The sequence below is a fragment of the Nitrospirota bacterium genome (assembly GCA_040755395.1).
Classification (GTDB): Bacteria; Nitrospirota; Nitrospiria; order Nitrospirales; family Nitrospiraceae; genus DATLZU01.
Genome location: JBFMAX010000011.1, coordinates 52273 through 69520 on the forward strand (window position 1 = coordinate 52273; position 17248 = coordinate 69520).

The following is a 17248-nucleotide window of genomic DNA, read 5'->3' on the forward strand; positions in this document are numbered from 1 at the left end:
TCGCCATTGAGCTATGTGCTAGTCGCCGTCGGTTTAGTGCGCGTGTCCCTCGTGACCGTGCAGATGCATGGCATCGCCTAAGTAGACACAGCTCAGCACCGTGAAAATATAGGCCTGGATGAATGCGATGCCAACTTCCAGGCCGTTCATGGCGATCGTGAACGCGAACGGCAGCCATCCGATCAGGAGGCCACCGGCGACTGCGAGGCCGAACAACACGCCGAGAATCACATGTCCTGCCGTCATGTTGGCGAACAGCCGAACGGCCAGCGAGATTGGCCTGGCCAGTTGGCTGATCATTTCGATCGGGACCATCAGCGGCAGCAACCAGCCGGGCGTACCCGGCGGCACGAGGATCCCGAGAAACTTGACCCCGTGCAGCAGAAATCCCAGCACGAGGCTGAGCATGTACACTCCCAGCGCAAAGGCCGCCGTGACGACGATCTGGCTCGTGACCGTGTAGGAGCCGGGGATCAATCCCAATAAGTTGCAAAACAAGATGAACAGGAACAACGTCGCCACGAGCGGAAAAAACCGCATCCCGTCCTTGCCCATGGTGTCGAGGATGATGCCGCGGACAAATTCCACCAACATCTCGGCGAGGCTCTGAAGCTTGGTCGGCACGAGACGTTTGGCGGAGGCGGCCGCAATCATCAGCCAGGCCGCGAGGCCTACGACCACCCACATCATCACCACAGCCTTATTGATGGAGATATCGAACCCGAACAGCGAGATGGGGATCAACTCGTGCAACTCGAACGGGTGAAGCGGGTTGTCCAAGACTCGTCCCTTCCTGCCTCTGATTTTGGGTTATGATTTTATGACTGCGGCCACCGCTGGGCTGCTCGGTAGGCATTCAGCACTCCAGCAGCAGCACCGAACCCCAGTCCGATCACCAAGCCCCACGGACTGGAAGCAAACAGATAGGCGTCGGCGAGCCAGCCAAGGCCCCCTCCCACGATCAAAGCCGCAAGCAATTCGGTTCCGATCCGAACGGCCTGCCCGAGACCCGTGTAGAACGGATCGCTGGAGGGAGGCATATGTGTACCCTCGAGGCGAGCGCTCGAACGTTTGCGAGTCAGAAACTCCGCCGGTCGCGGGCGCGCCATTCAATCAAAAACCCAAGGGCATTGTCAAGCAACAAGGAGAGCCGTCGAGTCAGAACGACTGGCCGGGGCCGCGGATTCCGCCGCCGCGCTGCGGGTCCCTTGAGCTGGCTTGGTTCCCCTGCCCTGTGGTACAACCATACCGCCACCGCCGCCGTAAGGCCCGATACCCGGTACGATTCAGGATATGGTTCATCCCTCGCGCGCGTCTTACCTGAACGGTCCCCCGCAGCCGCTGGTGCTTTCCATTTCTCAACCGGCCGCCGACCCCTTCGAGCTTTACCGTCGTATCGCCAGGCCCGACCGACCGTCGTTTTTCCTGGAAAGCGGCAAGGGCGGCGCCCTGACCGCGCGTTATTCGTTCATAGGCAGCGACCCGTATATGACGCTCTCGGGCAAGAACGGGTACTGCGCCGTGAAGACGCCGGAACGGACGGTGGTCTCAGCACGGGCGCCCTTCGATCTCTTGCGACGCGTCTTGCTGGATGGCAAGATCTCAAGACCTGAGGGGGTCCCGCCGTTTTTCGGAGGAGCCATCGGGTTCTTCAGCTACGACCTCGCCCGCTCCTTCGAGACCCTTCCTACGTTGGCGAAGGACGACCTTGACCTGCCCGATCTCTGTGTGGCCTTTGTCGACCTCCTCGCCGCCGTGGATCACCGGACCCGGACGCTCCACCTGATATTTTGTCCGCCCTTGGAGCGGATGCTGAGCGAACCCAGGGAAAAGCTCTATCGAGAAGGGTGCGATCGCTTGGCGGAACTGGAAGCCAGGCTGACAAGCCGGTCCTTACATGCGGACGATGCGGAACCCTGGGGCAAACTGGAGATGCACCCGGACCAAGCCCGCCAAACCTACATGGAACGGGTGCGGCAGTGTCAGGAGTATATCGCTGCGGGAGATATTTATCAGGCCAACCTCTCCCATCGATTTACGCTGAACTGGGAAGACGCCGCTGTGCGACCCCGTCCCGGCAGTTCCACCCTCCGGCAGCCGTTCGCCTTGAAACTCTTCGATCGCCTCCGCCGTGTGAATCCCGCCCCTTTTTCTGCGGTGCTGACCTTCGACGATGTCTGTCTCGTGAGCTGTTCACCCGAACGACTCATCAGGCGGCAGGGGCGCCGTGTGGAAACCCGCCCGATCGCCGGCACGAGACCGCGGGGTCGGAACCGCACCGAGGATCGGCGCCTCGTCGACGATCTCCTGGCCGACCAAAAGGAGCGCGCCGAACATCTGATGCTGGTCGATCTCGAGCGCAACGATCTGGGCCGTGTCTGCGAATTCGGTTCCGTGCACGTCGACGAGTTTATGCTCGTCGAGCAGTACTCCCACGTCAGCCATATCGTGTCCAACATCGTCGGCACACTGCGCCGCGAGGTGGACGCGTATGATCTGATCAAGGCGGTGTTCCCCGGCGGCACCATCACCGGCGTGCCCAAAATCCGATGCATGGAAATCATCGAAAGCCTGGAACCCGTCCGGCGCGGACCTTATACGGGCTCGCTCGGCTATCTGAGTTGGAGCGGAGACTTGGACTTGAACATTGTGATCCGCACGTTGGTCTTGACCGGCGAACGCGGCTATCTTCAGGTCGGAGCCGGCATCGTGGCGGACTCCGATCCCGCCCGCGAGTATGAGGAAACTTTGTATAAGGCTGAGGCCTTCCTCAAGGCACTCGGCGAATCGCACCTTCGTCGCTCGTGAAGCGTCGTCCGCATCTCGCGTCGGAGGAGGAAGTTCAACGCTTCACACTTCCCGCTTCACGAGATACGCTTCACGGCTTTAGCTATGTGGATCTTTCTGAACGATCGATTCGTACGGGCGGAGGAGGCTGTGGTGTCGGTCTTCGACCATGGCTTTCTTTATGGTGACGGGGTCTATGAAACGATCCGATCGTACGGCCCTCGGATCTTCATGCGGGACCAACACCTCGCCCGGCTACGCCGTTCGGCGGAGGCCATCGGGATCGAGATTCCCATCCCTCCCAAGGACTGGCCCGGCTTACTCCACGAGGCCATGGAACGTAACGCCGTCGGCAACGAGCAGGTCGACGCCTATCTCCGCATCACGGTCACTCGCGGCGAAGGCGAAATCGGGCTGGACCCGTCGCTCTGTCGGCATCCGACGGTCGTCATCGTGGCGAAAGCGCTCGCCGCTTATCCCCCGCGCCTCTATCGAGACGGCGCCTGCCTGATCATCGCGCAGACCCGCCGCAACCTACCCGCCGCCTTATCCCCGCAAATCAAGTCGCTGAACTTCCTCAACAACATCCTGGCGAAGCAGGAAGCGGTTCGAGCGGGAGCCTTTGACTGTGTCATGCTGAATTGGCAGGATCACCTGACCGAATGCACGACCAGCAACCTCTTTTTCGTTCGGAGCGGCCGGCTCTGCACACCGGCGATCGAGTGCGGCATTCTGGACGGGATCACCCGGGAACTTGTCCTCCTCTTGGCTCGCGAGCACAGTATCCCGACTGAAGAAGGTCGGTATGGTGTCTCGACCTTGCTGGAAGCGGAAGAGTGTTTCCTCACCAATACCAGCATGGAACTGATGCCCGTCACACAGATCGATAGGTCGCCGGTCGGGACAGGCCGGCCTGGGCCGATGACCCGGCAGCTCCGCACAATTTTTGCTGAACAGCGTGGACGCTTTGGGGAGGACTCACCGTAGCTTTTCTTGCGGCTTGGCGACGAACGGGTTCTTTTATTCGGGAGGAACTCGTGACGGTACAGGACTTGCTTAATTTTTGACAGGTCCCGGCCGCGATGCTATGGTCAACACGATGTTCTCGTTGTTCGGCAGAGCGAACGCAACCCGTCAACCGAGCGCCATCGGTTCCTGGTCGGCTGTCGGCGTGTTCTTCTTTTCCCTGGCGGCGATCCTCCACCTCCCTGTTTTCGCTCAGGCCGAAATCTACCAGTTTATCGACGCCAACGGCACCGTGTCCCTGACCAACGTGCCGTCCGATTCCCGCTACCGGAGAATCGACCTAGATTCGACAAGCCTGCGTGCCACCCTGTCCGAAAAAGAGTTGGAACGCGTGATTGCGCGGCACTCCCGGCGACACCGCCTTCACCCTGCGCTGCTACGGGCGGTGATTAAAGCGGAGTCCGATTTCGACCCCATGGCAGTCTCCCGAGCCGGAGCCGTGGGACTCATGCAGTTGATGCCGCAAACAGCCGTGCAGTTGGACGTGCGAGACATCTACGATCCCGACGAGAATATCGGTGGAGGAGCCAGGCACCTGCGCTACCTTCTCGACCGCTTCCACGGCAATCTTCCGCTCGCCCTCGCGGCCTACAATGCGGGCGAGACCCTCGTTGAACGGTACCGGACGCTGCCGCCGATCGATGAAACGCGCCGTTACGTCTCCAAGGTCCTCCGCTATTACCGGCATTTCCTGTTCGCCGACGCCGGTTCCGGGCTCAAGACCGTCACCGCGCCCGCCCGCGCCACTCGATCACCAGACCTCGCGTTTTCGGCTCCTCCACGGCCATAACCCGCTCTTTCGCCTGCGCCACCTGGCTATGCTGGCGCCAGCCCGGCCGTGTTTTTTCGGGGAAGTCCGCCCGGTAATGCGCGCCGATACTGTTCTCCCGCCATAGCGCCGCCTCGGCGATGCACTGCGCGACCTGAATCATATTCTTCACTTCCAACGCCGTCCTTGTCCCGAAGGAGCGTGATACCAGGCGCGACCAGCGCGACAACTGCGCCGTCGCGCTGGCCAGTGAATCCCGCGTCCGGACCAGTCCGACTTTTCCCCACATCAGCCGACGCAACGAACTCCGAAGTTTCTCCGCATCCTCCAGTTCACACAATGCGCCGCCTTCCAGTTCTTTCGCGGACGGAACCACCGGGACGGCTCGCAGGCGCGAAGCGAACTCCGTTGCCGCCCGCGCCGCCCGGGTTCCGAACACCAGCCCTTCCAACAGCGAGTTGCTGGCCAGGCGATTGGCGCCGTGAACGCCGCTGCATGCGACTTCCCCGGCTGCGAAGAGGCCGGGCAGGCTTGTCGCGCCGGTCAGGTCGGTCCGTACCCCTCCCATCATGTAATGGGCGCTGGGCGAGACCGGAATCCACTCCTCCGTGATATCGATGTCGTAGCGCAGGCACGTGGCGTAGATGGTCGGAAACCGCCGTTTGATGAAAGTCGCGTCCAGGTGCGTGACGTCCAAGTAGACGTGGCGGGAGCGGGTCGCCGCCATCTCGGACCAGATCGCGCGGGCGACGACGTCGCGCGGCGCCAGGTCTCCCGCCAGGTGGTACTTGTGCATGAAGAGCTGGCCCTTGCTGTTGCGGAGTTGGCCGCCTTCCCCGCGCATCGCCTCGGAGAGGAGAAACGGCGGGCTGGACGGCAGATAGAGCGAGGTGGGATGGAACTGCACGAACTCCATATCCTCTAGAACCGCGCCGGCCCGCAAGGCCATCGCCATGCCATCCCCGGTCGCATTGGGCGGATTCGTCGTCCGCGCATAGATCTGCCCGGCCCCTCCGGTCGCAAGCACCACTGCTTTGGCGGAGATCACCATTCGCTGTCCCGACAGTTCGTCGAGCACCAGCGCGCCGCAACATCGTCCATCCACGGCGACCAGATCCACCGTGAAGTGCCGCTCAAGCTGCCGGATCTGCTTCTGCCGGCTCGCCCGCGCCAGCAGCACCCGAACCATCTCGTTGCCGGTCGCATCCCCACGCGCCCGGAGGATGCGGCTGCGGCTGTGCGCCGCCTCCCGGGCAAAGGCGAATTTTCCACCGACCTTGTCGAATTCGGCCCCCCATGCAATGAGTTCGTGAATCCGTTCCGGGCCCTCTTCCACCAACACCCGCACGGCCTCTTCCCGGCAGAGCCCGTGCCCCGCCTTCAGCGTGTCGGTCAGATGAATGGCCACATCATCTTCCTCGCTCAACGCCACCGCGACCCCGCCCTGCGCATAGATCGAACTGCTTTCGAACGGGTGACCTTTCGTAAGGATCAAAACGCGGCCATGCAAGCACAGCTCGAGCGCAGCGCGCAAGCCTGCCACGCCGCTCCCGACGACCAGAAAATCCGCCTCTGCCGTTTTCTCCTGAGTCGCCGACGTCATTGCTGTCCCTTCGCCGAATCGCCCCCCGCCTGTTCGGACACAGCCTGGCGGACCGCCATCCCGAAGGGTAGGTCTCCCTCGACTCCCTTGAGGAGAATCGACTGGACTCCGACCCACTGAAGGCGGCCGTGTCCGCGTTGGCGGATACCGGGGTCGCCGGGATCCCGCTTCCACTGCCCCTGCCAATGCACGAAGACGTCGATGTTGTCTCCGTCGATCACGATGCGTTCGATCGTCCAATCCAAGGCAATCTCCTGAAAGCCCTCGAAGTCGCGCCGGGCGTCGCGCTGCATTCGGTCCAGCGCATCCAAAGGCAACATCAATGACTCCAAAGCCGAGGCGTCCCTATTGACATAGGCCTTGCGCAGCGATTCGACTGCCGTGTCGATTCGACGAAACCGCTCATGATCTTCCGGATACTGGGGGCCCTTCGATGAACAGGCGGACAGAAACACGATGAGAGGGAGCGAGAGAACGAAGAGTCTTGTTATGCGACCTCTCGGCGAGAACATGCCGCAGTATAGAAATCCGTTCGCAGCGGGTCAAGCGATCAGCACGGCGCCGGCGGGCAAGGTTCTCTGCGGCGATTGCTTGACAGCGTCGCAAACGCTGTGTTACGAGACTGCCGCTGTTTCAGGGTAGAGGCTTTGCGTAAAGTACCGCATATTGCTTGCATTTTATGCGGGAAGACTCTAGACTTCAGCTCCGAGGAGATTGCGTATGTCGAGCGTGCTGAAGAAACGCCGGAAGAAGATGCGCAAGCACAAGTATAAGAAACTGCGCCGGCGCCAGAAGTTTCTGCGTCGGAAGAGCTAAGGACATCCTGTTGAGGGACGGAGGCCAACGTGCCCGAGGGCAAGAAAGTCCGCATTCGCGTTCGAACGGTGAACTGCACGTACGTCGGGGATTTTCTCATCCCCCCGATGCGCAACCGCGTCTCTGATGCGATCAACGAGGAGCAGCGGCTCTTCATTAGTCTGACGGACGTGCTCATCAACGACAAAGATCGATCCGACTTCGTTGCGATCAACAAGAACCTGATTGAGTCGATCGCCCAACTGTAGCCTCTCCTCCTGGGCCTCCATTCTCCTCGGCCTCTCTCCTCGCCGCCCGTTATCGGGCGCTCTCCTCAGCGGACGCCCGTTATCGAGAACCTGATTCATGTCGTACTACGCCCGTTTTTACCCTTTCCTCAAACCCTATCTCCCGCGCATGGTGGCCGCGGCTGTCATGGTCATGGCGGTCGCGGCCCTCAACCTTGCCTTGCTGAGACTGGCCGGCACCCTCTGGGACATCATCACTGCGCAGCGGGACCCGCAGCGCATGACCGAAGCAATCCGGCTGTTCATCGGGCTCATCGTGCTGCAGGGACTTTTCTCCATGGGGCACAGTTTTCTGACGGTCTGGGTCTCGCAACGGATCGTGGTGGATTTCCGCATGCATCTGTTCGCCCATCTCCAGACGCTGTCCGTTAGCTTCTTCGCGAAACGTCGGGCCGGGGAACTGCTCTCCCGGCTCATGAACGACGTCAACGTCATCCAGACCGTCGTGACCGAGACGCCCATCGACTCGGCCAAGCAACTGGTCACGTTCGTCGGCGGCACCGTATTTTTGTTCGTGATGAACTGGCGCCTTTGCCTCCTGATTCTGCTTCTTTTGCCGATCCTGGTTCTGGTCGCCCGCCTCTTCGGCCGGCGGCTCAAAGCGCTCTCCACGTCGATCCAGGATCAGACCGCCTCGATCAGCACGCTGGTGGAGGAAGTGATTTCCGGCATCCGCATCGTCAAATCATTCGTTCAAACGGCCCGCGAGGAGCGACGGTTCGCCTCGCAGGTCCAGGCCGCCCTGGCCATTTCGCTCCGCCGGGCGGCGGTGCTCGCCGTCTTCGTACCGACCATCAGTCTGCTGACCTTCTCGGCCGCGGCGGCGGTGCTGTGGTATGGAGGTCTCCAGGTGATCGAAGGGATCGTGACGCCGGGAGATCTGTTCGCCTTCGTGCTCTTCGCCGGCATCTTGATCGGCCCCTTCAGCTCGGCCGCCCGCATGTTCGCGCTGGTCAAAGAAGCCCAGGGTTCCATGCAGCGGGTCTTCGAGATCCTCGACACCGAACCGGACATTCGCGACGAGCCTGACGCCGTGGACTTGCCGCCGATCGCCGGCCACGTGCGGGCCGAGCGGATCCACTTTGCGTATGACGCGCGTGCGCCGGTGTTGACGGACGTGTCGTTCGAAGCCAAGCCGGGGGAAATGATCGCGCTGGTGGGGCCGACCGGCGCGGGCAAGACCACGATCGTGAATCTGCTCCATCGCTTCTACGATCCCCTCGAGGGACGGATCACGATCGATGGATATGACCTCCGTCGGGTGAAGCTGGACAGTCTCTATCGGCAGATCGCCTTGGTGCCCCAGGAGACCATCTTGTTCGGCGGGACGATCCTCGACAACATCCGATACGGTCGCGAGGACGCATCCGAAGAGGAAGTCCTCGCCGCCAGCCGAGCGGCCCACGCCCATGAATTCATCAGCGCGTTACCCGACGGGTATCGGACGGTCGTCGGCGAAAAGGGCGTGAATCTCTCCGGCGGCCAGCGACAACGGCTGGCGATCGCCCGGGCGATTCTCAAAAACCCGAGAATTCTGCTCCTGGACGAAGCGACCTCTTCGCTGGACAGCGAATCCGAGCGACTCGTCCAGGATGCGCTCGAACGGTTGATGGCCGGCCGGACCACCTTCGTCGTCGCGCACCGGCTCACCACCATACAGCAGGCCGACCGGATACTGGTGTTGAATAAGGGCAGGATCGTGGAAGAGGGGACCCACGCCTCATTGATGGAACGGCGAGGTCTCTATCGCTACCTGTATACGCTCCGCTTGCAAGAGCAAGGAGCGAACAGCTAACGGCAAACCGCGAAAGGTCCTCTCCGGAGGACCCGTTATGAGCTACCCGTTGATCGCCGTTCGCTTTATTTCACCTTCGAGAAGTCCGCATCAAAATCGACCATCTTCCCATCCGGATAGAAGATGATCACTTTGGTTTTGGCATTCGGATCGAAGCTCTCGTAGGCGAAGCGGGCGGTGAAGCGAGACCGATAGGCGGGGCCCTGGCCGTCGTTCTTCCGTCCGCGTTCGGCCGGACTGACGTCGATGGGCTTGATGGTCTTGCCGTTCTGCTGGAAAACCACCTGGACACCCTCGGCGAAATACTCGTCGTCGCCGCAGAGTTGCACCTCGATTTCCATATTCGGCATGTCGATGACTTTCTGGATGAACTCTTCCGGCATCCGAACGTCTTTTTTCTGCTTCTTGGACTCGGTGGCTTCCTGCCGGCCGAAGGCTTCCAGCCGATACCGCTTGGTTCGGAGAATGGCGCTGGCGCCGCACGGGTCTTTCTCGGGATCGGCACCGACACGGGTCTCCAGAGACGCTTGCTGCAAGACCTTTTTGACCTCTTCCGGGGTGTTCGCCTTTTCCATCGGCACCCGTCCCGCTTCAAGGACCTTCTTGGCTTCCTCCATCGTGAGCTTCACATCGATCGCAAAGACCGGTTCTGCGGCAACGGCCCATCCGACCAACGCCAAGAACGCGAGCACCGCCGACCCTCGACCCACCTTCCGTTCTCCGGATTCAACTTCCGAACGCATGAACCCCCTCCTTGCGAGAACAATGCATAGGTGGAAGGCATTGTAAGGAAAGGCCAAAGGTTTTTGCAATCTAGGAGCCTGTCCGACATTACCGTTCGTCGCGAGGCGAAGGAGGCGTGAGCAGATGCGCGGCCGCAGGACCCGAAAAACCGGAGGCGTATTCGCTGGAATACGTTGAGGATTTTTCGGGGCCGAGAACAAAGCAGATGCTCCTGCATCGTTCGCCATAGCAGAATGGGTAATGTCGGACAGGCTCCTAGTCCGCGAAGCGCCCCCAATTGGGGTAGGGTTTCGTCCGATACAAGATCTCGACATCGACCGGCACTTCGACCCCATAAGCTCCGAGGCGATCAGCCACCAGCCGTAACGGCAATCCCACCGCTGCGGTATAATCGCCGGAGATTTCTGCAATCAGCCGGCTTCCTTCGCCTTGAATGGAATAGGCGCCGGCCTTCCCCAGACTTTCGCCGGTGTCGAGGTAGCGTTCGATCTCTTCGGCTCCGAAATTCCTCATCCAGACCCGCACGCTCGTTTCAACCACTTCATCAACGCCGTCGCAGAGCCGCCTGCAAGCGACCGCGGTATGGATCACATGTTCGCGGCCGGACAGGCGCCGGAGCATGGCGCGAGCTTCCGGCAGATCGACCGGCTTGCCCAGCACCGCGCCGTCCAGGTCGATCAGCGTGTCACAGCCGAGGACCAGCGAGTCGGAAAAGCGAACGGCGCACGCCTGCGCCTTACCCCGGGCGAATTCCTTCGCCATGGCTTCGGCGCGCACACCGAGGCGCACGTGTTCTTGAAACGACGGCGGCTCGACCTTGAACGGAACTTGGAGAAGGCTCAGGAGTTCCGCCCTGCGGGGAGAGGTTGACGCGAGGATCAGCGGCATGCGTCAGGTGGCCGAGAGTACGGGAGAAGATCTCGCGTGTACCCAGGAATCGGACCGAGAATCGCGGCCGACGCATGCCGCTGGCGCGAACTCGGCGACGATCCGCTCCACATCGGCCGGACTGGATGCCTGGAACATCTTCGCCCGCATCGCGGCGGCACCGGGGAAGCCTTTGCAATACCAGCCCAGGTGCTTGCGCATGCGTCGAAACTGCTCGGACCCGCATAGCGCGTGGAACTGGCGGGCATGGGCCATCATTACCCGAAACCGCTCGTCCACACTCATTGCGACATCGAGCGCGCCGGGAAGCAGGTCATTTCCGTCCCTCTCGGACCAGATCTTGCGTTTCACAAAGTCCTTCGTGCGGAACAACCAGGGCCCGCCCAAGGCTCCTCTCCCGATCAGCACGCCGTGCACTCCGCTCTCGCGCACGCGTCGGACGACGTGCTGCATGGACATGACGTCGCCGTTTCCCAGAAGTAGCGTTCCGCTTCCGGACACGATCCGTGCGGCCTTGGCAATGGCATTCCAGTCCGCTTCGCCGCGATACATCTGCCGCAGCGTCCGACCGTGAACGGAAATGACCGCCGGCCGCTCTTCCAACAGATCGGCGATCCAGTCTTCGACCACCACGCAGTCATAGCCCAGGCGTGTCTTCACCGAAAGCGGAATGACCCGGCGAGGAACCGTCGGACGCCCGTTTCTGGCAACATTCATCTTTCTGAGCAATTCCGCGCGAGCCGGTTTGAGTCCCGCCCCCTCTGGCGTCTGACCTGCCGACCAGTCCAGAATGCCCTGCCGCGCGGCGCGGACAACGGCGCGAGCGAGCTCCGGCGTGCGGATCAATCCTGCGCCGGAGCCCGAAGAGGCGACATTGCGCGAAGGACAGCCCATGTTGATGTCGAGCCCGTCGAATCCGAGCTCGCACACCGCATGCGCAGCGACATAAAACAGCTCGGGGTCCTTGCCGTACAGTTGCGCCACGATCGGCCGCTCGACTTCGCTGTAGAGGAGCGAATCCACCAAGCAATCAGGCCCCCTGCAGATGTCATTGACATGCGTGAACTCCGTGAAGATGACATCGGGACGCCCCTGTGTCGCGACCAGCCTCCTGAAGGTCGCATCTGTCACGCCGTCCATGGGAGCCAGCCCGATGATCGGCTGGGGAAGCGAATCCCAGAAACTCATGCCTTCACCCCGTCTTCCGTCACCGGCTCGTTGGCAATCTGATAGGCAGTCCGCAGACCCTCAGCCTCGCGCTCTGCAGTCGGAACTGCGGAGGGAAGCCGGTCTCGGACAAATTCGACAAACCGCTCGATCTTCAGCAGAAAGAAATCATACGGAACCGTCGCCGGGCGGGGCGTTCGAAACCAGTGGAACACGAACTCCTCAAGCTCGACGCCCTGTCCATCCAGCAGCTGATGGGTCTCCGGAAACATGTCGCGCAGATCTCCACCCCAACGAAGAATCTCGTTCGGCAGATACCTGCGCCGATAGCGGTCCACGCCGTCGTGATCCCCGACCAGACACAGCGATTCCGCCGCAAGTTGATCGGCGACGCCCGAAACGATCCCGACATATCGCGCGTAGTCGAGAAGGAGCCGGGTTTTCTCGGTCTGGCAGCAAGACACCGCCGGACTTTGGCTCTCGAACGTTGCCCCACGCTCATGCTCGGAGGGCGGCGTGCTCCGCTGGTCGAAGGCCCTGTTAAACTCTTTTCGGAACCGCCGATATTCCCGGATGGTCTGCGGAATCGGCTTATTGTCGACCTCCAGGGCGATCCCTCTGAGATGGACCAGGTCAGGGCGCGCCAACACCTGCGCGAGCAAGTCGAACAGCATATCCGGGATCGGCGCCGCATGGTCGTCGAGCAGATACGGAGGGGTTGCGCCGTCCGTTGCTTCGCCTTCACCCTCCGCCGAGAGACCGGCCACGTGAATTTCCACCACACGCTCGACCGGGAACATGTCCAGGAAGTCCTCTGCGAATCGCTCCACATTCGAACGTCGCCACGCGCCCGAATACCGGTAGACCGTCCAGAGGTGGCCGATGTCGAGCACCAGGCCGCAGGCCGTGCGATCGGCGATCAGTCGAAAGAACCGCGCAATCGGAAGCGCCCCGAACCCGAAGTAGGTGAGCGGAGGCATCTCCAGCAGAAAGAGCGGCCCCATACCTCTGGTCATCTCGCAGTGCTCGTCGAGATATCGCTGAACCCGCGTGATGTGCTCGGCGGTCACCGCCGCGCTGGTCTCGGTGAACAGAGGCGGCAGATAGGTGCCGAAGGCATAGCCCGCCATTTGCTTGCTCGCGCATTCGTGAGTCATCCAATAGCTGCCCAGCGTCCGTAGGTGCGCCACCGCCGCCTCCAGTTCCAGCCTATAGGGATACTTCTCACACCAATCCGGCTGCGTGACCCACAACCCTTCCCCATGATAAGCCAGACCGACCGACGGCAGTCGGCGCCTGACCGCGGCGAGCGCCGAGTCATTCGCTTTGAAGAGCTCCACAAAGCCCAGGTCCGGCGGGTAGCCGTCCAAGGCCTCGAGCAGTTCACCCACGTCGGGACAATACACATCCGCCGAGAGGCCGAACCCGTGCATCGGGATCGCGGTGATGCGTTTCAAGAATTCCTGGTCAACTGCGCCCATTATCCCTATACTCGATTGAACCGGGAACACGAAGCCGCCGGGACGCCAGTCTAATCGGCCGAGGGCCTCCCTGGCAAGGGAACGACGCAGCATTCCGCGGAGTTCCTGTCTGCTATACTTCCTGTGCGTTGCGCTCCCGGAACCTCGAACGCCACGTAAACCGCTTGATCGATTGAGGTCGCGATGAGAGGCACCGGGGACAAGGCTCGCGACGCCGCATCCGACTATTCGTCAGCAATGGTAGCCCAGATGATGACACCCGGCGTCATTCAAATTCCGGGCGATGTGCTAGTCAGCGAAGCCGCGCTGGTCATGCAACGCGAACAGGTGCCGTGCCTCCTGGTAAAAGACACCGAGACCTTGATCGGCATCGTCACCCCGAGCGACATCGTCAAGAAAGTCGTCGCACAAGGGTTGGAGCCTCACAACATCGAGGCCCGCGCGATCATGTCCAGACCGGTCCGCTCGATCGAATTCGACCGCCCCATCGAAGAAGCCACGACGCTCATGGCTTCGACCGGAGTGCCGTTGCTGATCGTCACCCACCAGGATCAACCCGTGGGAATTTTGACGGCCCATGACCTTGTGTTCCGGCCCAAGCGATGCCACACGCAGATTCCCGCTTTCGTCCGCACCTCCGACGGGCGCGAGCGGGGCGCCGATCACAAGGCCACGATCACCCAGTTGAGCCACGCGGGCGCGTTCGTCGAAACGTCGAGTCTGTTGCTGCCCGGGACGGACGTCACGCTTTCGTTCTCCCTGCCCGGCTCGAGGGTTCCCATCCACGTGAACGGCGCGGTCGTCGCAAGCTATCAACCGCCCCATCAGTCCGAGGGCGAACGGCACCGTCGGCCTCCCGGGGTGGAAATTCAGTTCACCGCTCTGTCCGACGAAGACCAATCGCGTATCAGCGCATGGGCCGTCCAGAATCTCTACAAGAAATCCTGCTAGGGTCAGCGGTCCTCCCCACGTTGGCCTTTTGACCAGCCGCCGACTGCTTGGTAGAATTCGCGCTCTGCGTCGGTCTTGCTGTTTCTTCCAACGCAAAGGAACCAAATCGATGGCGCAAACCCGAAGCCGCCCGACTCCGACCAAAGAAGAGGTCCTGGCCCAGGTGCACAGCCTGCTGGACGGACCGGACGACGACCTGTCCAGCGTCCTGATGAAAGAAATCCTGGTGGGCGTCCTGCGGCTGCGCGAATCCCGCCTGGATCTGCTCGATCTCAAGATCGTCAACCGGGCGATGAAAGAGCTTCGCCACGCCTTTGGCGTGTTCCAGGCCTATCGCGACCGCCCGAAGATCAGCATCTTCGGTTCGGCCCGTACTCAACCGGACGATCCCAACTACCAACTGGCGTACCGATTCGCCCGCCTGATCGTGCAACACGGCTTCATGGTGATCACCGGAGGGGCTGACGGCATTATGCGGGCCTGTCAGGAAGGAGCCGGCCGGGAGAACAGTTTCGGAGTCAATATCCTGTTGCCGTTCGAACAGGGACCGAACGCCGTGATCGCCGACGATCCGAAGCTCATCACGTTCAAGTATTTCTTCACGCGGAAGCTCACCTTTCAGAAGGAAGCGAACGCGATTGCGTTGTTCCCAGGCGGCTTTGGCACGCACGATGAAGGCTTCGAAATCCTGACCTTGACGCAGACCGGCAAAAGCGACCCTCAGCCGATCGTCTGCCTTCAGGCGCCGGGGTGCGACTATTGGAATCATTGGTACGACTTCATCGCCGACCAGTTGTTGGGGCGCGGCCTCATCAACCAGGAGGATCTGAGCCTGTTCAAAATCTTCGACAGCGAGCAAAAAGCGGTGGCGGAAATCCTGACGTTCTATCGCCGTTATCACTCCATCCGGTTCGTAGGTCGTCAGTTGGCCATGCGCCTGAAGCATCCGCTCTCCGATGTACAGGTGGCCGACGTGAACGACCGTTTCAAGGACCTGCTGACAGAAGGTGTATTCGAACAGCGGGGTCCTCTCCCGGAGGAACTCGACGAGCCGGCCGTGAAGGACCTGCCTCGCCTGGTGTTTCTCTTCAACCGAAGGAGCGCCGGCCGGCTTCGCCAACTCATCGACCATCTGAATACGTTGCCGGGGCCGGTGCTCCCGGCCGAGTGACCCCGGCGCCGCTCCTCCCGCGTTCCCGTCGAAAGACTCTTTGGCCTCCGTCGCCAGACATGGTATTCTGTGACGCGAAATGTCGGGCCTGTCTCGCCACAGATCGGACCAGCCGCCCAGCCTGGTGCTCTATCATGCGGAATGCGCGGACGGATTCGGCGCGGCCTGGGCCATTTGGAAGCGCTTTCCCTCGGCGCAATTCATCGCCGTCAAGCACGGCGACCCTCCGCCCGGCAACCTGGCCGGCCAACGGATCGTCATCGTGGATTTCAGCTACTCGAGACCGATTCTCGAGAACATGGCCCGCGAGGCCTCCCGCTTGCTGGTGCTCGATCATCACATCACCGCCGAGAAAGCGCTGGCCGGGCTGCCTTATGCCTATTTTGACCTCAAGAAGTCGGGAGCCGTGCTGGCATGGGAGTGGGCCCACGACGAGCCGGCCCCTTGGCTGCTGGAATACATCCAGGACAAGGACCTGTGGCAGTGGGCGCTGCCGGGCAGCCGGGAAATCAATGCCGCGCTCGCATCGTACCCCTTCGATTTCAAACTCTGGGATTCATTTCGACAGAAAGAACTCGAACAGGAAGGTCGTGCGATTCTCCGGTACGAAAATGAGCTGGTCGGCAAGCTCGCGGCGCACGCGACCATGGTCTCGTTCCAGGGCGAAGTCGTCCCTGCCGTACAGAGCCCGGTCTTGACCAGCCAGATCGGCGAACGGCTCTCGCCTCACTATCCCTTCTGCATTATCTGGCACGACAAGAACGGCCGCCGTTACTACAGCCTGCGCTCCCGCGAAGACGGGACCGATGTGGGCGGCATCGCGGCCGCGTTCGGGGGGGGCGGCCATACCCACGCCGCCGGGTTTTCGGTCCCCTTGCCTCCGGACGCCCCGTCGCCGCTAGCTCCGCTTGAGCGTGTCGCGGGCGAGAGGCGAGAGACGAGGGACGAGGGGCAAAACTCCCAGAACATGCCGACCTGAGTCCATGACTGCACTGGATCACCCCTCGCCCCGAGCCTCTCGTCTCTGACCCGCGACCATGATCCCGCTGCACGACGACAATCCTACCGAAATCACGCCGATCATCACGGTGTCGCTTATCGCCGCCTGTGTATTGGTGTTCCTCTACCAAGCCTCCCTGCCGGCCGGCCCGGGAGAGGCCTTCATCTACGCGTACGGCGCTATTCCGGCTGCGGTGTTCGGCCGCGCTTCGCTTCCGCCGGACGTGGCGGCCATCCCTCCTTCGCTCTCGCTCCTGACCAGCATGTTCCTGCACGGAGGGTGGATGCATCTGATCGGCAACATGCTGTATCTGTGGATCTTCGGCAATAACGTCGAAGACGTCATGGGACACGTCCGGTTCGCGATCTTCTACGTGACCTGCGGGGTTCTCGCCGCCGTGAGCCACGCGCTGACCGATCCGTCTTCCACCATCCCGATGGTCGGCGCCAGCGGGGCGATTTCCGGCGTGTTGGGCGCCTACCTGCTTTTGTTCCCCCGCGCGCAGGTGCTGGTGCTCATTCCGCTGGGGTTGTTCTCACGCATGATGTACGTGCCGGCGGGGTTCGTCCTCGGCTTTTGGTTTGTGATGCAGGCGCTGAGCGGCTGGTTCAGCCTCGGACGGCAGGGCGGCGGGGTCGCCTTCTTCGCCCACATCGGCGGGTTTCTCGCGGGCATGGCCCTGATTGGAATTTTCAAACGTCGGGATGTCCGGTTGTTTGCCCCGCGCCGGCATCGATCCTGGCGGTATGAAGACTGGTGAGCG

Annotated in this window: 18 protein-coding genes; 10 read left to right on the forward strand and 8 right to left on the reverse strand. The window is 61.7% G+C overall.

Annotated features, from left to right (window positions below; translation table 11 throughout):
- Positions 1-33 precede the first annotated feature (33 nt).
- Positions 34-780 carry a F0F1 ATP synthase subunit A gene (locus AB1555_14925; protein MEW6247990.1) on the reverse strand — a complete coding sequence of 249 codons (747 nt, stop codon included), beginning with the start codon at positions 778-780 and terminating at the stop codon, positions 34-36.
- A 38-nt stretch (positions 781-818) separates the two neighbouring features.
- On the reverse strand, positions 819-1040 hold the full coding sequence (locus tag AB1555_14930) for an AtpZ/AtpI family protein (GenBank protein ID MEW6247991.1): 222 nt from the start codon (positions 1038-1040) through the stop codon (positions 819-821).
- Positions 1041-1293: 253 nt separating this feature from the next.
- Here AB1555_14930 and AB1555_14935 point away from each other — a divergent pair, with 253 nt between their 5' ends.
- From AB1555_14935 to AB1555_14945, 3 genes are all read left to right on the forward strand, one after another.
- Positions 1294-2808 carry an anthranilate synthase component I family protein gene (locus AB1555_14935; protein MEW6247992.1) on the forward strand — a complete coding sequence of 505 codons (1515 nt, stop codon included), beginning with the start codon at positions 1294-1296 and terminating at the stop codon, positions 2806-2808.
- Between the two features lie 84 nt (positions 2809-2892).
- Entirely contained in the window at positions 2893-3774 is an 882-nt protein-coding gene (locus AB1555_14940) for an aminotransferase class IV (protein MEW6247993.1), read from the forward strand.
- Positions 3775-3874: 100 nt separating this feature from the next.
- A complete protein-coding gene (locus tag AB1555_14945; GenBank protein ID MEW6247994.1) occupies positions 3875-4603 on the forward strand; it encodes a transglycosylase SLT domain-containing protein in 729 nt (242 codons plus the stop codon).
- Here AB1555_14945 and nadB read toward each other — a convergent pair.
- Positions 4539-6185 (reverse strand): L-aspartate oxidase, encoded by a 1647-nt coding sequence (nadB, locus tag AB1555_14950; GenBank protein MEW6247995.1) that lies wholly within the window; start codon positions 6183-6185, stop codon positions 4539-4541. The two genes, AB1555_14945 and nadB, sit on opposite strands and share 65 nt — an antisense overlap.
- On the reverse strand, positions 6182-6505 hold the full coding sequence (locus tag AB1555_14955) for a hypothetical protein (GenBank protein MEW6247996.1): 324 nt from the start codon (positions 6503-6505) through the stop codon (positions 6182-6184). Before AB1555_14955 ends, nadB begins: the two co-directional genes overlap by 4 nt.
- 400 nt (positions 6506-6905) lie before the next feature.
- Between AB1555_14955 and AB1555_14960 the strand changes: the two genes are divergently transcribed.
- The 3 genes from AB1555_14960 (at position 6906) to AB1555_14970 (ending at position 9083) form a co-directional block, all read left to right on the forward strand.
- The gene (locus AB1555_14960) at positions 6906-7001 is read left to right on the forward strand and encodes an AURKAIP1/COX24 domain-containing protein (GenBank protein ID MEW6247997.1); all 96 of its coding nucleotides are present in this window, start codon (positions 6906-6908) and stop codon (positions 6999-7001) included.
- 29 nt (positions 7002-7030) lie between these two features.
- Complete coding sequence (locus AB1555_14965) at positions 7031-7249, forward strand: hypothetical protein (protein MEW6247998.1); 219 nt, start codon at positions 7031-7033, stop codon at positions 7247-7249.
- A gap of 97 nt (positions 7250-7346) precedes the next feature.
- On the forward strand, positions 7347-9083 hold the full coding sequence (locus AB1555_14970; protein MEW6247999.1) for an ABC transporter ATP-binding protein: 1737 nt from the start codon (positions 7347-7349) through the stop codon (positions 9081-9083).
- Positions 9084-9148: 65 nt separating this feature from the next.
- On the opposite strand, the gene AB1555_14975 is transcribed toward AB1555_14970, so the two are convergent.
- The 4 genes from AB1555_14975 to AB1555_14990 form a co-directional block, all read right to left on the reverse strand.
- Positions 9149-9826: a hypothetical protein gene (locus AB1555_14975; protein ID MEW6248000.1), complete on the reverse strand. Its 678-nt coding sequence runs from the start codon at positions 9824-9826 to the stop codon at positions 9149-9151.
- A gap of 256 nt (positions 9827-10082) precedes the next feature.
- Complete coding sequence (locus tag AB1555_14980; protein ID MEW6248001.1) at positions 10083-10715, reverse strand: Maf family protein; 633 nt, start codon at positions 10713-10715, stop codon at positions 10083-10085.
- Positions 10716-10718: 3 nt separating this feature from the next.
- Positions 10719-11903 (reverse strand): tRNA-dihydrouridine synthase, encoded by a 1185-nt coding sequence (locus AB1555_14985; protein MEW6248002.1) that lies wholly within the window; start codon positions 11901-11903, stop codon positions 10719-10721.
- The gene (locus AB1555_14990; GenBank protein MEW6248003.1) at positions 11900-13363 is read right to left on the reverse strand and encodes a DUF692 family multinuclear iron-containing protein; all 1464 of its coding nucleotides are present in this window, start codon (positions 13361-13363) and stop codon (positions 11900-11902) included. The genes AB1555_14985 and AB1555_14990 overlap by 4 nt, the downstream gene beginning before the upstream one ends.
- 183 nt (positions 13364-13546) lie before the next feature.
- Between AB1555_14990 and AB1555_14995 the strand changes: the two genes are divergently transcribed.
- From AB1555_14995 to AB1555_15010, 4 genes are all read left to right on the forward strand, one after another.
- Positions 13547-14314, forward strand: coding sequence for a CBS domain-containing protein (locus tag AB1555_14995; GenBank protein MEW6248004.1), 768 nt, complete (start codon positions 13547-13549; stop codon positions 14312-14314).
- Positions 14315-14423: 109 nt separating this feature from the next.
- A complete protein-coding gene (locus AB1555_15000) occupies positions 14424-15485 on the forward strand; it encodes an LOG family protein (GenBank protein ID MEW6248005.1) in 1062 nt (353 codons plus the stop codon).
- A 79-nt stretch (positions 15486-15564) separates the two neighbouring features.
- On the forward strand, positions 15565-16464 hold the full coding sequence (locus AB1555_15005; protein MEW6248006.1) for a phosphoesterase: 900 nt from the start codon (positions 15565-15567) through the stop codon (positions 16462-16464).
- Between the two features lie 58 nt (positions 16465-16522).
- The gene (locus AB1555_15010) at positions 16523-17245 is read left to right on the forward strand and encodes a rhomboid family intramembrane serine protease (protein ID MEW6248007.1); all 723 of its coding nucleotides are present in this window, start codon (positions 16523-16525) and stop codon (positions 17243-17245) included.
- The last annotated feature ends 3 nt before the right edge of the window (positions 17246-17248 follow it).

Bases quoted from the DNA above. Each gene is read 5' to 3' on its own strand.
- AB1555_14955 (MEW6247996.1), bottom strand. From the start codon at position 6,505: ATGTTGCCTTTGGATGCGCTGGACCGAATGCAGCGCGACGCCCGGCGC.
- AB1555_14995 (MEW6248004.1), top strand. From the start codon at position 13,547: ATGAGAGGCACCGGGGACAAGGCTCGCGACGCCGCATCCGACTATTCG.
- AB1555_14945 (MEW6247994.1), top strand. From the start codon at position 3,875: ATGGTCAACACGATGTTCTCGTTGTTCGGCAGAGCGAACGCAACCCGT.
- AB1555_14975 (MEW6248000.1), bottom strand. From the start codon at position 9,826: ATGCGTTCGGAAGTTGAATCCGGAGAACGGAAGGTGGGTCGAGGGTCG.
- AB1555_14940 (MEW6247993.1), top strand. From the start codon at position 2,893: ATGTGGATCTTTCTGAACGATCGATTCGTACGGGCGGAGGAGGCTGTG.
- AB1555_14960 (MEW6247997.1), top strand. From the start codon at position 6,906: ATGTCGAGCGTGCTGAAGAAACGCCGGAAGAAGATGCGCAAGCACAAG.
- AB1555_14935 (MEW6247992.1), top strand. From the start codon at position 1,294: ATGGTTCATCCCTCGCGCGCGTCTTACCTGAACGGTCCCCCGCAGCCG.
- AB1555_14930 (MEW6247991.1), bottom strand. From the start codon at position 1,040: ATGCCTCCCTCCAGCGATCCGTTCTACACGGGTCTCGGGCAGGCCGTT.
- AB1555_15005 (MEW6248006.1), top strand. From the start codon at position 15,565: ATGTCGGGCCTGTCTCGCCACAGATCGGACCAGCCGCCCAGCCTGGTG.
- AB1555_15010 (MEW6248007.1), top strand. From the start codon at position 16,523: ATGATCCCGCTGCACGACGACAATCCTACCGAAATCACGCCGATCATC.
- AB1555_14970 (MEW6247999.1), top strand. From the start codon at position 7,347: ATGTCGTACTACGCCCGTTTTTACCCTTTCCTCAAACCCTATCTCCCG.
- AB1555_14990 (MEW6248003.1), bottom strand. From the start codon at position 13,363: ATGGGCGCAGTTGACCAGGAATTCTTGAAACGCATCACCGCGATCCCG.
- AB1555_15000 (MEW6248005.1), top strand. From the start codon at position 14,424: ATGGCGCAAACCCGAAGCCGCCCGACTCCGACCAAAGAAGAGGTCCTG.
- AB1555_14980 (MEW6248001.1), bottom strand. From the start codon at position 10,715: ATGCCGCTGATCCTCGCGTCAACCTCTCCCCGCAGGGCGGAACTCCTG.
- AB1555_14985 (MEW6248002.1), bottom strand. From the start codon at position 11,903: ATGAGTTTCTGGGATTCGCTTCCCCAGCCGATCATCGGGCTGGCTCCC.
- nadB (MEW6247995.1), bottom strand. From the start codon at position 6,185: ATGACGTCGGCGACTCAGGAGAAAACGGCAGAGGCGGATTTTCTGGTC.